The sequence below is a fragment of the Brevibacterium atlanticum genome (assembly GCF_011617245.1).
GTDB lineage: Bacteria > Actinomycetota > Actinomycetes > Actinomycetales > Brevibacteriaceae > Brevibacterium > Brevibacterium atlanticum.
Genome location: NZ_CP050152.1, coordinates 4,142,683 through 4,156,794, shown reverse-complemented (window position 1 = coordinate 4,156,794; position 14,112 = coordinate 4,142,683). Strand labels below are relative to the sequence as shown.

Below are 14,112 nucleotides of genomic sequence, written 5' to 3'. Positions count from 1 at the left end.
CTCACCCAGCAAATCTCCACACGGGTGGATAAGGTTGTGGAAAACTACACGGGTGTGACTTGTGGACGGTGCTCGGCGTCGGGGATGTGAACCCCGGTGAATTTCATGCGAGAGTGACGTGAAACATGACTCCGCCGTTTGACCGCCCGGTTGCGACCTCGCTAAGATGGAGTGTCCTGTGTACCGGGCTTCATCCGATTATCCTGATCATCTTTGGCTCTTATGCACAGGAGTGCTCGGCGGTCGAGACTCTCACCGCCGTTTTTTGTGAGAACGCACCGGCGTTCACCCGCAACCTAGAAATCGGAGACTGAAGTGAGCAAGCGTACATTCCAGCCCAACAACCGCAAGCGCGCCAAGAAGCACGGCTTCCGTCTGCGTATGCGCACCCGTGCGGGCCGTTCGATCCTGGCCGCACGTCGTCGCAAGGGACGTTCCGAAGTTTCGGCCTGAGTGTGCTCGACGCGGCACACCGGATCCGCAGCGGCGAGGACTTCAGACGAGTCTTCAAAGCGGGAGTCCGGGTGCGCTCAGCGCATCTCATGGCACACAGTCTGAGAGACACCGATGACGCCCACGCAACTCGCGTGGGTTTCATCGTATCTAAGGCCGTCGGCAATGCCGTGGTGCGCAATCGCACCAAACGTCGGCTGCGCGCGATCATGCGTGACCGCCTCGGCGAGCTGAGGCCGGGAGAGCTGTTCGTGCTGCGGGCCCTGCCGCATGCGGCCGAGGCGGAATTCTCCGTCCTCGACTCCGAGGTCGTCGAACTCATCGACAAGGCGCAGAAGAAGCTGGAACGCCGTGGACGCCGAGCATGATCTGAAGCATGTCTCCGAGGTGCCCCGCCGGCCGGTCGGATTCTGGCCGACGGTGGGCTGGATATTCACGATCGGGCCGAGGATGCCGTTCGTATGGTTCATCAGGGCCTATCGCATGATCATCTCACCGCTCTACGGCCAGGTGTGTCGGTACTATCCCAGCTGCTCGATGTATGGTCTCGAAGCCTTCGAGATTCACGGAGTTCTCAAGGGGATGGTGTTAACTGGGTGGCGTGTGCTGCGGTGCAATCCGTGGTCCCACGGCGGGGTCGACCACGTGCCGGGTTCCGCACGGGGGGCCAGATCGGCAGACATCCACGGCGACGACCATCGCAGCTGAGACCTTTTCGACTATGCAGGCCCGACCTGTACGCGACGCGGGACTGCCTCGGGGCACAGAAGTCGTGTCGCGAAGACCTGTGAACAATGGCAAGATTAACGACGCGCAAGAGTCGTTGTAACGAGGAGAACTGAATGGACTGGATGGACAAGCTGCTCTACCCGCTGCAGTGGGTAGTTGCTTGGATCCTCGCGATCTTCCACGAGATCTTCACCGCCATCGGCCTGCCCGCCGACAGCGGTTGGACCTGGGTGCTCTCGATCGCCGGACTGACCGTGGTCATCCGTGCTCTCCTCATCCCTCTCTTCGTCTACCAGATCAAGTCTCAGCGCAAGATGCAGCTGCTGCAGCCGGAGATCCAGCGTCTGCAGGCCAAGTACAAGGGCAAGAAGGACCAGTACTCGCGGCAGGCCATGGCCGAAGAGCAGATGACCCTGTTCCGCGACAACAAGACCAGCCCGTGGGCATCGTGTCTGCCGCTGCTCGTGCAGATGCCGATCTTCTTCTCGCTCTTCCGCGTCATCCACAACATGCCGAAGGTCGCCAGCGGCGACATCGGAGCCATCGGCGGCTTCACACAGCAGTTGGCGATCCAGGCGGAGAACTCCTCGATCTTCGGCATCCACCTGTCAGAGACCTTCGGAAGCCCCGGCGTCGCAGTCAAACTGCTCACCGGTGTGCTCATCGTCGTCATGGCTGCGACCATGTTCATCACGCAGAAGCAGATGATGGCGAAGAACATGTCCGAATCGGCCATGGCCAATCCGATGATGCAGTCGCAGAAGATGCTTCTCTACGTCATGCCGCTCGTCTTCGGCATCGGCGGCATCTACTTCCCGCTCGGTGTCCTCATCTACTGGCTGGTCTCGAACACCTGGACCATGGCGCAGCAGCACATGGTGATCCGCAATATGCCCGCCCCCGGCTCCAAGGCGGAGAAGGAGATGCTTGAGCGCAAGGCTCGCAAGGGCAAGACGGTGAAGCAGAATGAGATCAAGGGCGAGACCGCTGCCGAGGAGGCCCCGAAGAAGAGCGGCCAACGGCAGCAGCCTGTGAGCAAGAACCGCAAGAAGAACAAGAAGCGCTGAGGACGAACATGACCGAAGAGAAGATCGACGAGACCTCCGAGCAGACCCCAGAGGAGACCTCGGCGAAGCCCAGCCGCGCCGAACTCCTCGAAGAAGAGGGCGAGATCGCCGCGGACTACCTCGAAGAGCTGCTGGACCTGGCCGATATCGACGGTGACATCGACATCGATGTCGCCGACGGTCGCGCCCAGCTGTCCATCGTCTGCGAAGACGAAGAGGACACGAACCTCGGCACTCTCGTGGGCAAGGACGGACGCACCCTCGGTGCCCTGCAGGAGCTCAGCCGTCTGGCTGTGCAGACCCAGACCGGTCAGCGCTCCTGGCTGATGCTCGACATCGACGGATTCCGCAACAACCGCCGTGAGGAGCTCATCAAGAAGGCTCAGCGCGCCATCGATGAGGTCAGGGACGGCGGCGAGGAGTTCGCCTTCAAGCCGATGAACAGCTTCGAACGCAAGATCATCCACGATCAGGCGGCACGTGCAGGACTGGTCTCCGAGTCCGAGGGAGAAGGCGACGGCCGCCATGTCGTCATCCGGCCCGCCGATGACTGACTGGGACGCATCCGAATCTGATCTCCCCGAGATCGAAACGCCTCCGGCCGGCACCGAGGAGTACTTCGGTGCGGCTTTCCCCGCGGCCCAGCGCTACGCTGAGCACCTGGCGAGCACCGGCATCGAATGGGGCCTCATCGGTCCGCGTGAGGTGGACCGGCTGTGGACGAGGCACATCCTCAACTGCGCCGTGGTCGCCGAATACATCGACGATGGCGATGTCGTCGGTGATGTGGGCAGCGGTGCGGGTCTGCCGGGCATTCCGATCGCGTTGCTGCGCCCCGAGGCCAAGGTCGTACTCATCGAACCGATGGAACGTCGCGTCGAATGGCTGAGGATGGTCGTCGACGACCTGGGCCTGGACAACGTTCGCATCGTCCGAGCCCGTGTCGAAGAGCTCGTCGACGAGGAGATGTTCACGGTCGTCACCGCTCGCGCTGTCAAGGCCATGACGACTCTCATCGAATGGACTCGCGAAGTCATCAGTCCCGGAGGAAGGATCCTCGCCCTCAAAGGCGCGTCGGTCGAGGGTGAGCTGGTCAAGGCGAAGAAGCTGATCAAACGCTATCGCCTCTCACAGCCCGCGGTTCATCTCGTCGATGGAGGCGGCCTCCTCGAGGTCCCGAGTCGTGTCGTCGAGATCGTGAAGAAATAGTACGAAGTAGAGTTGGTCTAGGCTGGATCAGAGTCTTGTGAAACCGATGGATGATGGAGTGCGCCCTATGCCGATCATGGACGAGTCGTCTCCCATTGGTGCCGCGATTGCCCGGGACAACCGGCGTGCGGATCGACTGTCGCAGACGACCTTCCCACGTCCGGACTCGACCCGGATCTTCACGATCGCGAACCAGAAGGGCGGCGTCGGGAAGACCACGACGGCGGTGAACATCGCAGCGGCCTTGGCCAATCAGGGTCTCAATGTGCTGCTCATCGACATCGATCCGCAGGGCAATGCGAGCACAGCACTGGGAATCGACCACTATTCCGAAGTCACGAGCATCTACGATGTGCTCATCGACGACGTGCCGATGCGCGAAGCCGTTGCGCAGTGCCCCGACTTCGACACGCTCAAATGCGTGCCGGCGACCATCGACCTCGCCGGTGCCGAGATCGAACTCGTATCCCTGGTGGCCAGGGAACAGCGTCTGCAGCGTGCACTGGGCATCTATCTCAGGGAAGAGGAAGAGGCCGGTCAGCGCGTCGACTACATCATCGTCGACTGCCCACCGAGTCTGGGACTGCTCACGGTCAATGCCTTCGTGGCCGCTCGTGAGGTCCTCATCCCCATCCAGTGTGAGTACTACGCCCTCGAGGGCCTGAGCCAGCTGCTGAAGAACATTCAGCTCATTCAGAAGCATCTCAACCCTGAACTCGCGATCACCACCATCCTGCTGACGATGTACGACGGACGGACGAACCTCAGCGCGCAGGTGGCCGAAGATGTCCGCACGCATTTCCCGGAACAGGTCCTCGGAACGGCGATACCGCGATCGGTGAGGATCTCGGAGGCGCCGAGCTACGGGCAGACCGTCATCTCATATGACCCACATTCGAGCGGTGCGCTCTCCTACCGTGAGGCCGCCGAGGAAATTGCGAATCGAGGAGTAAGTCGTGGCTGAACGCAAGAAACGGGGTCTGGGTCGAGGACTCGGAGCCCTGATTCCAGACGCGAACTCCAGCGAGCGTCCCGTGGACGTCTTCTTCTCCGGAGGCGAGACCGAACGGGAGGGCGAGCAGGCGCAGAAGAGTTCGCGGTCCGCTCGCAATGATCCGGCTGCGTCGATGCAGTCGTCCCGTCGTCGCAAGACGAAAGCGGGCAGCACGGCTAAGACTGCGAGTACCGAAAAGGCCACGGGTACGGCGAAGAGCGCTGCCGCGACGAAGAAATCCACCGGCAGCGCCAAGACCTCCGGGTCAACATCGGCCAACTCCGACTCGACATCGGCGAAGACACGTACGACCTCCGCGAAGTCCAGCGCATCGAAGGCTGGTGCGTCAAAGGCGGGGGCATCGAAGACCAGGGCATCGGACACCGGCGCCTCGAAGAATGCTGCTTCTCGCTCGGCATCCACTTCGACGACGGGAAAGACCACGAGCACCAAGACAGCCAGTTCGAAGACTGATGGAACGAAGTCCCCTCCCTCATCGACGAGCCGGGGCACGTCTTCGACTTCCTCGAAGGCTGCGACGTCGGGCGGTGCCAAGGCACCCTCAACGGCTTCTTCCACAACGAAGCGCTCTGCTCCAGCGAAACGAGCGCCAGAGCCCGAATCTGCGGCCCCGACGGCTCCGTTGGCGGATGAGGACATGACGACCGATAACGGGGCTCACTCAGGCTCTCAAGCCCCTTCTACGGCCGTTCCCGAAGTGCAGGAGGAGGTGCGAGAGACTCATCCGGGTGTGTACACGTCATCAGGCTACGACAAGGACGATGACGCAACGAACGCATCGTCAGCGTTCGACGACAACGCTGAAGCCTCGGCCGGATCCACTAACGCCAATACTACGGACGCAGTATCGGTCGGCGGTGATGTCGATACGGATACTGACTCGGATTCAGCGGGCTCTGCTGCTTCGACCTCCGCGTACTCAGTCTCAGCTGCTGGAGACGCCGGCGAAGACGATGACGGCGCGGCGGGTACTTCAACGGACTCTGATGAGCAGTATGACGGTGTCGAGTCGATCCCGGATACCGAATTCGGCGAGATCGACGTCCACCTCATTGATGCAAACCCGCGGCAGCCCCGTACTGTCTTTGACGAGGATCTGCTCGCTGAACTCGTCCACAGCATTCGCGAAATCGGCGTCCTGCAGCCCGTTGTCGTTCGACAGAAGCCCAGCGACCGCAGTCGCTTTGAGCTCATCATGGGTGAACGACGCCTGCGAGCGACAAAGGACGCGGGGTTGTCGACGATCCCTGCGATCATCCGGTATGTCGAAGACACTGATCTTCTTCGCGATGCGCTGCTTGAGAATCTTCACCGGGCGGAGCTGAATCCCTTGGAAGAAGCTGCGGCGTATGGTCAGCTGCTTGAGGACTTCGGGTGCACCCAGGAGGAACTCTCCGAGCGTATCGGTCGATCCCGCCCTCAGATCTCCAATACCCTTCGTCTTCTGCGTCTGCCACCCTTGGTGCAGCGCCGTGTTGCGGCCGGCGTGATCTCGGCTGGTCATGCGCGGGCCATTCTCGGCCTACGCGATCCGGAGCATATGGAAGTACTGGCGCAGCGAATCGTTGCGGAAGGGCTTTCGGTCAGAGCGTCGGAAGAGGCAGTGGTCCTCCTGAATCGCGGCGATTCGATCAATGTTTCACGTGCAACATCGAAGGTTGCGCCGGAGTTCTTGGCGGTAGCCGAACGTCTCGGTGACCGTTTGGACACGAAGGTCAATATTTCTGTGGGTAAGAAGAAGGGCAAGCTGAGCGTCGAGTTCGCTAACCAAGAGGATCTCGATCGCATTCTCGGTCTGTTGGGGATCGGCGAACCCAGTTCCGACTGATAGTTTGTGAGTTCATAGTAGTTACCCCTTGAGGGCCTCGGTTACGTTGGTTGCCGGGGCCCTTTTGCATAGGTTGAAAGATCTGCGGCTGTTGGTCGGCGCTGCGCGTTTTGGTCAGAGTGCGTCTTAGGGTGGTTGAATCCACCGACACAGTTCATATTTGTGTTGGATGCGCGGAACCAGTGCTCGATGTCATTGGGTGGGAACTGATTGGGTCGTCGACCGTCAGCCTGTTGCTGTGGTCGTTTCAATTGCAACCGTGCCCGCAATGGGACTGTCCTCGCTGTGCCGTTAGGTTTCTTACCTCATAGCGACGTTTGTGTTTTGTGAAGAGGTGTTTCATGTGAAACGTTTCCATGGTTATGAGAAGGAAAACGGGAAAGTTCGTTGTGTTTGGTGGGGAATCGTTTGGCAATCCAGGAGGATGCCTTTTCCCCCGTGTCTTGAGGTTTCACGTGAAACAATTGCCTAGGGTACGTGCGCGGCAATATAGATAGGCCTCCGGTGCGTTCGAGGTCGTTTAACCTTGAGGCGGTGCCGACTCCGCGGTTGTCGATGGGGTGAGCCTTTGTGCAGCGACGGTCAGTACCTGCCAGCTGCCTGCTCCCGGACCTGTCTTGCGATGCATGGGCCGCTCCTGGGCGGCCACGTGGCGGGCGGTTGGACCAGCTGTCGTTGTCGTATCGTCTTGCCTATCAATTGTGACGATGTGTCTGAGCTATTGGGCGGCGAGGACGAACGAGATTCGACATTGCGGTTAATGTGCATCTCGGTCGGTTCGCAGGATACGCGACATAGTGATGGATCTCTTGCAGAGAATACGCGGCTCGGATTAACGTTGAGATTGTGCTGGTTTCACGTGAAACGATCATCTGGAGACGGTCGGCGCTTGTACCGGTTGAGGAACATATGTCACCGTTGTTCTTTGTAGCCCTCGTTGATTGTGCCTCCTGGGCCGTTCAGGAGACCACCTCTGCCATGTTTCACGTGAAACATACCTCCCCCTTGCTGCCTTTTGATAGTGGAATTGGAGGTGCGGCGGTCGAGTTCAACGAAGAGCTTCGTTATGTGGTCGCAATCGAATCGTGTCTGTTGTCCTGGGCTACTAGACCGGAAACGGACTCGCAAGGCAATGAGTTTTCATTGCATGCCGTTCACCGGGACGTTTCACGTGAAACGTTTCTAGGTAAATCCGGTTCTATTGGCGGCGGGTCCGACTGTAGCGAGCTTGGGTCTCGACATTGGTGCGACCGTGAGAGTGTGTGTTGGGCACCGAACCGCGTTTCACGTGAAACAACGTCATTCCCGCTTCTCATGACCTATGATGGCGTCTAGTCGGGCGATTCTGCATCCACATCAAAGATGACCATCATCCTCGGAGGTCAATTGGAGCACGTGTCTCTTCAATGAGACTTCTTGTGACCCTAACTAAGCGGGCTGTTCTGTCTGCTGTTCTTCCGGCCACAGGGTGTGAGAGTGCAGCAAGCTTGATTGCAGTTGAGCGTGCGTTTCACGTGAAACATGGGCCGTAGGTGATCAATCCTGGGCCATTTGCAGGTCCGCGGGCTATCTTTATCCGGCCCCTTAATACTTAGGCTCACAAAATTGGCGAGATCGTCTGAATGATTTGTCTGCCGTGTCGTCGCCATACATTCTTGCGTCGCATACATTTGAGTGGTACTGAATGGCCGATTTAGCGATTGGCACCGCAGCGTTGTGTCAGCGGAGTGTTTCACGTGAAACTCGATCTGACGAGCCGCGGACAGCGGTTGAGTGGTCCAGGACGACAAAGATTCGCTGAGATGATCGGGCATTATTCGAGAATCTTGCCCCTCAACGGTGAGTCATCTGACTCCAGTATTGGAGATTGGAGGGCTATTACCATCGTTCATGAGTGCAGCCGGAAAAGGCGTCAACCCACCTGAGACTTGATGACCACGTTTCACGTGAAACATGGTTGTCGTCTGACTTCGGTGTCTACCTGGGCACAAGAACGCCTCCACATGATGAGTGGTCAAGGATGGAATCCTGGAGCCCTAAGAGGATCTGGTCGTGTGCGGTCTGTCGGGCGCATGTCGAGTTTGCAACGACGGCAGGCAGTCGAGTCTTCGGGACAGTGGTAGAACGGGAGTCGAGAGATCAGATGATCGTTGCGAACTACCGTCATGTTTGCTTTTGCCCAAGGAGGGTTACTCCTCCTGTCGATAGAGTCTAGACACCGAATGGGTGTGTTGGGAGTGAGGAGATAGGAGGCGGTGGGCAAAATCGGTTCAGGTTGTCTTCCAGCAGAACTGATAGAGAGTGAGACCGGTCCGCCGCTGCTCAATCAAGGGCGACCGGACCGCGGTTTGTCCACAAGGACGGAAGGATACGGACGGCTCAGCCGAAGGCTTTGATCTCTTCGAGGCTGAGAGTTCCGGTCTGGGGATCCCTGTCCTCAAGAATGTAGAGGCGCTGCAACCCGGCGGCAATACCGTCTGCAATCGAATCGCGTACGCTTGGCTCACTCAAGCGCTGCCGATCGCTCTCATTCGTCAGATACCCCGTGACAACGTGTACCTTCGGGGTCTTCAAACGCTTCAACGATGACCACGTTCGTGCATGCGTGCGGCAGTCCAGCATTCCGGTGCGTGCGACGACCTCACCCTGAATGAGTTCGGCAAGCTTTTCCCCGGTCGGAGAATTCAGGTCGGACTTGCGTTCATGTCCGAAGTAGAAGGTCGCGATGCCATTGGCATCCTTCGACTTGCTGACATCGGCAGTCACTGTGATGACGGCCGAGGCTCCGAGGCCATCCGCCCGATTGACCTCAGCTGCGTCGCCCTCGAGGAGTACCGCGCCGGCGCCGATCGCCTCAAGTCGGCCGACAAGGCGACTTGCTATATCGGAAGTGACCTGCCGCTCGAGTTCCGACTGCTTGTCGGTCATCGGAAGAGTCTCGAAGTCTACAACTGTAGTGGCCGCCTCGATGACGAACGTGCGCCCCACGAGAGATGTTCCGGAAGCGGCCACGCGCGCCCGTTCCTGCAGTGCGAAGAGATTGCCGGTATCCTGGTTGCGATCGATGGCGGCAAGTCCGCGCAGCGTCTGCGGACCAGTGACCCCGTCGACCTTTGTGCCGAGACTCATCTGCAGCTCTTTGACCGCTGATTCGGTGAGGGCAGCGTATTCGGAGTCGATGCGGCCCGGATAGAACCCGAGCCCTGCCAACTGGGTCTGCAGGCGGACGACATCGTCGCCTGTGAGAACCCTGACGGGGTCAAAACGGAGGACACGGTCACCCAGCTGGTATCTGGCCTGTTCGAGTTCTGAAAACGTCTCTGGACCGAGCACCCCATCGCAGAGAATTCCCCGGTCCTGTTGGAACTGTCGCACTCCGAGTTCGAAAGCTCTGTCGAAATCGGCTGATTCGACGTCACCGACACTGAGTCCCAAGCGGGCCATCTGCGATTTGAGGGTTGGCAGCATCTCAGAAATATCGCCACGCGCATAGCGTGGTTGGTGTGCGTTCGTCAATGCGGTGCCAATCGTGTGTGAAGCTGGTCGAGGGTCAGTGTGCTGGTGCAGATATGCCTAAGGCGCCTGTTGATACTACAACAGGCGCCTTAGAGATCGATCAGATGAACTCGGAGAGCTCATCCTCCAGCGCAGGCTTCGGGCGTGCCCCGATGATGGTCTTGGCGACTTCCCCGTCCTTGAAGACGTAGAGTGCCGGTATCGAGGTGATTCCGTAGGTGCTCGCGGTTTCGAGGTTCTCGTCGGTGTTGACCTTGACGACGTTGAGCTTCTCGGCGTTCTCTTCCGCGATCTGGTCGACGATCGGGCTGACCATGCGGCAGGGACCGCACCAGGGAGCCCAGAAATCGACGAGCACGGGCTTATCGGACTTCAGTACGGTCTCTTCGAACGTGGCGTCAGTGACTTCTGTCGACATGAGCAGCCTTTCTCCTTCAGGAACGGGTTTCTCTAACAGGAACAGTGGAGCATACGGTTTCATTCCCCACTCGCCCCTGAGCGGTGGTGATCAAGAGGCGACGGGCGTAGCCTCTGCGACTGCGGGCTTCCCGGCGGCCTCGAGGTCTGCGAGGTAGTGTTCGGCGTCGAGAGCTGCAGAGCAGCCGGATCCGGCCGCGGTGATGGCCTGACGATAGACCGAGTCGATGACGTCACCGGCGGCGAAGACACCTTCGACGGAAGTTCTCGATGAGCGGCCGTCCACGCTGAGGTAGCCGTCGGAGCGCAGATCGAGCTGATCGGCGAACAGGCTGGTGCGCGGATCGGAGCCGATGGCCACGAACATCCCGGTGACAGGCAGTTCTGAGGTCTCCCCTGTGACGGTGTTGCGGATGGTCAGCCCCGTGAGCGATTCCTCACCATGGACCTCAGCGACCTCGCTGTCGAACAGGAACTCGAGCTTCTCGTCGGCTTTGGCCCGATCCTGCATCGCCTGCGACGCGCGCAGTTCTTGGCGACGGTGGACGAGAGTGACCTTCGAAGCGAAACGGGTGAGGAAGGTGGCTTCCTCGAGAGCCGAGTCGCCTCCGCCGATGACGGCGATATGCTGGTCGCGGAAGAAGAATCCGTCGCACGTGGCGCACCAGCTGACGCCGTGGCCGGAGAGCTGCTTCTCGTTCGGCAGACCCAGCTCGCGATAGGCCGAGCCGGTCGCGAGGATGACGGCCTTCGCCGTGTAGCGGGCGCCCAGTGCGGTTTCGATCTCGTGTGCGCCTGGGTTGAGCTTGAGGCTCGAGACATCGTCATAGATCACCTCGGCGCCGAACTTCTCGGCCTGTTCACGCATGCTCTCCATGAGCTCCGGGCCCTGCACCCCTGCGGGGAATCCGGGGAAGTTCTCCACATCGGTGGTGTTCATGAGCTCGCCGCCGGCGGTCACCGATCCGGCGATCACGACGGGTGAGAGGTTCGCACGCGCTGCGTAGACAGCTGCGGTGTAGCCGGCCGGCCCCGACCCGATGATCACCAGTTGAGTATCAGTCATGTGAAAAGATCCCTGTTTCTGCTTGCTGTGCCCAGCGCGTCACGGCGTGCCGCGCGGAATGACATTCGTATCTATAACCGTACGGTGCCGAAGACTATTCCGCACCTGTCCGCCGCTGATACGGCCGCGAATATGGTCGCGAGCGACCGACCGGAGTCCCGGCGATTCGGCCGGGGCCCTACTTGAACTCGACGGAGCTGATGGTCGCCTTGTATCCGCCTTCGGTCTGCGGAAGCTCGGTCACCCAGAGGATGAGCTTGTCCGTGGTGACCTTCTCGTCGAACTTCACCGTCACACTGCCGTCAGCGTCGAATGTGCCTTCGCCGATGACCTTCGCGTCCTCCGGATCGTCACCGTCACGGATCTCGAACTTGCCGCCCGAACTGTCCGAAAAGACCTTGGCCCGGCTGACGGTCGCCTCATCCTCGAACGTGAAGAGCAGGCCGACTCCCGACTTGAGGTTGCCGAACTGCGCCGAGTTGTAGCGGTCGGTGTTCCACGCGCCCTCGGCCTTCGGGATCACGTTCTCGGTCTCGCTGTCGTGTTCCTCACCGTCACCCTCGGGGTCGAGAGACTCGACGGACTCGATCGTCACCGGCTCAGCCTTCGGTGCCTTCGTCTCCTTCTTCTTCGTCGGTTCCGCACTCGGCGCGGACGACTCGGTCACCGGTGCTGACTCGTCCTCGCCGGAGTTGAGATTGACGATGACGATGCTGAGGACGATGGCTGCAACGACGACGAGACCGAGGACCAACCACATGAACGGCTTGCGCGTAGCCGCCGGATCACGGTCATCCGATCCTGAGCCGCCCGACGAACCGGGTCCGCCGGCGGAACCTCCGCTCCCGGCGGCACTGTATCCAGCCCCAGCGGTGGCGGCAGCAGAAGCCCCTGCAGCACCTGCTGTTCCGGTCGAACCGGACGCTGGGTTCGAACCGCGATCACCGCTCGAACCGCGACCGGCTCCGGATCCGCTTCCGGAACCCGACCCGCCGGTGCCGGAAGAACCGCCTGCAGCAGCCCCGGCACCCACGGCCGCGGCACCTGCTGCGCCGGCCGCTGCCGCGCCGAAGCCAGCCGAGCGTGCCGACGGCTTCCTGCCTTCAGCAGATTCGCTGTGCTGTTGACGAGGTGCGCCCGCCGCCTTGCGTTGGGCGGGCTTCACCGAAGACGAACCAGCGGACGAACCGGAACCCGCGAACGAACCGCCTGATGAACCGTCAGTCGACGATGAGGCCGCGTTCTCGGCTGAACCCGGACCCGCCTCGGCGACGGTGTCCGGCGAGAGTCGGCGCATCTCCTTCAGAGGTGAGGAGGCATTGGCCTCCTCCTGCCGGGCCGCGGAGCTCGCTTCGAAGGCGGCCAGACGCCGGCGCGCTTCTTCTTCCTTCGCCTTCGCGATGCGGCGCTCACGTTCGTACTCTCGCCGCTGGTGTTCGCGCTGCTGTTCGTTCGTCTCGAACATCCCGCCGAGGAACCAGGAACCATCGTCCTCGTCGTCCTCGTTGTCCATGATCACGCGGGTGTCGTTCTCATCGCCCTCGTCCTCGGGGACGATCTCGAGAGCCTGGGTGTCCGGGTCGGGGTCGTCGTCCCGGTTCATGATCGGGGTCGTGAGGTTCTCGTCGTATTCGTGAGCGGCGTACTCCGAGTATTCGGAGTATGTCTGTTCCGGCTCCCATTCCTCCCATTCCTGGGCGGCGTTGTCGAGCTGTTCCTTGCCGATGGGAAAGCTCGAGGCCTCACGCATCTGCATCCGATCCGCGTAGCGGCCCGTGGTGTGGCCGACGACTCCTGCAGCCAGACCGCGTGTGCCGGGGCGAGTGATGCCGATGCGCACGAGGGCGGCGTGCACCTGGTCCTGACTGGCGCTGGCCGAACCCTCGGGGCCCGGACCGATCGACCGGGACCGCGGCGCAGGCAGGCTCGTCGCCTCGTCGAAGCTGCGTGGTGATTGGTTGAAGAGAGTCTCGTTCTCGGTCGCCGGTGCACGATTGACGTAGCGCAGAAGCTGCGCATCCCACGTGTCGATGTAGCCGAGCACCTCGGCGACCGAGCCGGGACCGGGATCCGAACCCGTGATGATGCCGCTGACGAAGTCGTCGAGTTCGTCGGAGACTTCGGGGTTCAGGGCCTTGACCCGTGCGATCCGGGCGTTCTCCTTCTCGGCCGGAGGAATGCCGTCGAAGGCTTCCTCGCCGGGCCAGTACCCGGTCAGAGCCGTGTAGAAGAGCTGGACGAGAGCCAGTGCGTCACGCCGTGATGCCTTCGTCGGCGTGTAGTCCTTCTGCTCGACGAGCCCGGTGTCCAGCGCCAGTGCCGCATCGATGCCGATGCCGGCGATGACCACCGCACCCTTCGAGGTCAGACCCACCACGCTCGGGCGCAGGAACATGTGGAACAGTCCGCGCCGGGCCGAAGTCACCAGTGCCGAGCCGACCTCTCCGATGAGGGCGCAGGCGGCGTCGACGGGCAACGGCGAACGTGGCAGGATCTGATTGAACGGGGTGACCGCGATCCGTTTGATGACGATGTAGTCCAGGCCGTTCGAATGACCGACGTCGAGCGTCGGGGCGATGCGCGGATCGCCGAGGATCGACACACGACGGGCCGCCTCGAGGACATCATGGGATCCATCGGCATCGGCGACGAGGATGAGCACGGGTTCGTCGAGGATCGCGTCCAGACCAGTGCAGACGGCGCCGACATCGGGCTTCTCGGGCAGCCAGCGACGGTCGACAGTCGATACGACGTAACGGCCGGCCACCACCATGCCGGGTTCGATATCGATCAGGGCGACCACCTCCGGTGG

General features: G+C 60.9%; 13 protein-coding genes and 1 pseudogene. 8 read left to right on the top strand and 6 right to left on the bottom strand.

Annotated features, from left to right (window positions below; genetic code table 11):
* The first annotated feature begins 315 nt into the window (after positions 1–315).
* The 7 genes from rpmH (at position 316) to GUY23_RS18420 (ending at position 4,422) form a co-directional block, all read left to right on the top strand.
* Positions 316–453: a 50S ribosomal protein L34 gene (gene rpmH, locus GUY23_RS18450; protein ID WP_166975345.1), complete on the top strand. Its 138-nt coding sequence runs from the start codon at positions 316–318 to the stop codon at positions 451–453.
* Between the two features lie 2 nt (positions 454–455).
* Entirely contained in the window at positions 456–821 is a 366-nt protein-coding gene (gene rnpA, locus GUY23_RS18445; protein ID WP_208085417.1) for a ribonuclease P protein component, read from the top strand.
* On the top strand, positions 724–1,161 hold the full coding sequence (gene yidD / locus GUY23_RS18870) for a membrane protein insertion efficiency factor YidD (protein WP_323127141.1): 438 nt from the start codon (positions 724–726) through the stop codon (positions 1,159–1,161). Before rnpA ends, yidD begins: the two co-directional genes overlap by 98 nt.
* Positions 1,162–1,295: 134 nt before the next feature.
* Positions 1,296–2,249, top strand: a complete 954-nt coding sequence (gene yidC / locus GUY23_RS18435) for a membrane protein insertase YidC (protein ID WP_166975342.1) — start codon at positions 1,296–1,298, stop codon at positions 2,247–2,249.
* 8 nt (positions 2,250–2,257) lie between these two features.
* On the top strand, positions 2,258–2,803 hold the full coding sequence (locus GUY23_RS18430; RefSeq protein ID WP_166975339.1) for a Jag family protein: 546 nt from the start codon (positions 2,258–2,260) through the stop codon (positions 2,801–2,803).
* Complete coding sequence (gene rsmG, locus GUY23_RS18425; protein WP_228282586.1) at positions 2,796–3,458, top strand: 16S rRNA (guanine(527)-N(7))-methyltransferase RsmG; 663 nt, start codon at positions 2,796–2,798, stop codon at positions 3,456–3,458. The genes GUY23_RS18430 and rsmG overlap by 8 nt, the downstream gene beginning before the upstream one ends.
* Before the next feature lie 67 nt (positions 3,459–3,525).
* Positions 3,526–4,422: a ParA family protein gene (locus tag GUY23_RS18420; RefSeq protein ID WP_228282579.1), complete on the top strand. Its 897-nt coding sequence runs from the start codon at positions 3,526–3,528 to the stop codon at positions 4,420–4,422.
* Here the strand turns inward: GUY23_RS18420 and GUY23_RS18740 are convergent.
* Complete coding sequence (locus tag GUY23_RS18740) at positions 4,339–5,031, bottom strand: hypothetical protein (RefSeq protein WP_228282573.1); 693 nt, start codon at positions 5,029–5,031, stop codon at positions 4,339–4,341. The genes GUY23_RS18420 and GUY23_RS18740 overlap by 84 nt on opposite strands.
* Positions 5,032–5,110: 79 nt before the next feature.
* On the opposite strand from GUY23_RS18740, the gene GUY23_RS18415 reads away from it, so the two are divergent.
* Positions 5,111–6,301, top strand: a complete 1,191-nt coding sequence (locus GUY23_RS18415) for a ParB/RepB/Spo0J family partition protein (protein ID WP_228282571.1) — start codon at positions 5,111–5,113, stop codon at positions 6,299–6,301.
* A gap of 2,379 nt (positions 6,302–8,680) precedes the next feature.
* Here the strand turns inward: GUY23_RS18415 and GUY23_RS18735 are convergent.
* The 5 genes and pseudogenes from GUY23_RS18735 to GUY23_RS18395 form a co-directional block, all read right to left on the bottom strand.
* Positions 8,681–9,229: an N-acetylmuramoyl-L-alanine amidase family protein gene (locus GUY23_RS18735; RefSeq protein WP_228282860.1), complete on the bottom strand. Its 549-nt coding sequence runs from the start codon at positions 9,227–9,229 to the stop codon at positions 8,681–8,683.
* Between the two features lie 162 nt (positions 9,230–9,391).
* A pseudogene (locus tag GUY23_RS18730) lies at positions 9,392–9,769 on the bottom strand (peptidoglycan-binding protein); the annotation flags it as partial.
* A 148-nt stretch (positions 9,770–9,917) separates the two neighbouring features.
* Complete coding sequence (gene trxA, locus GUY23_RS18405; protein ID WP_166975330.1) at positions 9,918–10,235, bottom strand: thioredoxin; 318 nt, start codon at positions 10,233–10,235, stop codon at positions 9,918–9,920.
* A gap of 90 nt (positions 10,236–10,325) precedes the next feature.
* Positions 10,326–11,300, bottom strand: coding sequence for a thioredoxin-disulfide reductase (trxB, locus tag GUY23_RS18400; RefSeq protein WP_166975327.1), 975 nt, complete (start codon positions 11,298–11,300; stop codon positions 10,326–10,328).
* 178 nt (positions 11,301–11,478) lie between these two features.
* Positions 11,479–14,103 (bottom strand): protein kinase family protein, encoded by a 2,625-nt coding sequence (locus GUY23_RS18395; protein ID WP_166975324.1) that lies wholly within the window; start codon positions 14,101–14,103, stop codon positions 11,479–11,481.
* Positions 14,104–14,112 lie beyond the last annotated feature (9 nt).

What these genes read in the sequence shown, in the direction of transcription:
- GUY23_RS18420 (WP_228282579.1), top strand. Translation starts at nt 3,526, where the DNA reads ATGCCGATCATGGACGAGTCGTCTCCCATTGGTGCCGCGATTGCCCGG.
- trxB (WP_166975327.1), bottom strand. Translation starts at nt 11,300, where the DNA reads ATGACTGATACTCAACTGGTGATCATCGGGTCGGGGCCGGCCGGCTAC.
- GUY23_RS18415 (WP_228282571.1), top strand. Translation starts at nt 5,111, where the DNA reads ATGACGACCGATAACGGGGCTCACTCAGGCTCTCAAGCCCCTTCTACG.
- GUY23_RS18735 (WP_228282860.1), bottom strand. Translation starts at nt 9,229, where the DNA reads ATGACCGACAAGCAGTCGGAACTCGAGCGGCAGGTCACTTCCGATATA.
- trxA (WP_166975330.1), bottom strand. Translation starts at nt 10,235, where the DNA reads ATGTCGACAGAAGTCACTGACGCCACGTTCGAAGAGACCGTACTGAAG.
- yidC (WP_166975342.1), top strand. Translation starts at nt 1,296, where the DNA reads ATGGACTGGATGGACAAGCTGCTCTACCCGCTGCAGTGGGTAGTTGCT.
- yidD (WP_323127141.1), top strand. Translation starts at nt 724, where the DNA reads ATGCGGCCGAGGCGGAATTCTCCGTCCTCGACTCCGAGGTCGTCGAAC.
- rsmG (WP_228282586.1), top strand. Translation starts at nt 2,796, where the DNA reads ATGACTGACTGGGACGCATCCGAATCTGATCTCCCCGAGATCGAAACG.
- GUY23_RS18430 (WP_166975339.1), top strand. Translation starts at nt 2,258, where the DNA reads ATGACCGAAGAGAAGATCGACGAGACCTCCGAGCAGACCCCAGAGGAG.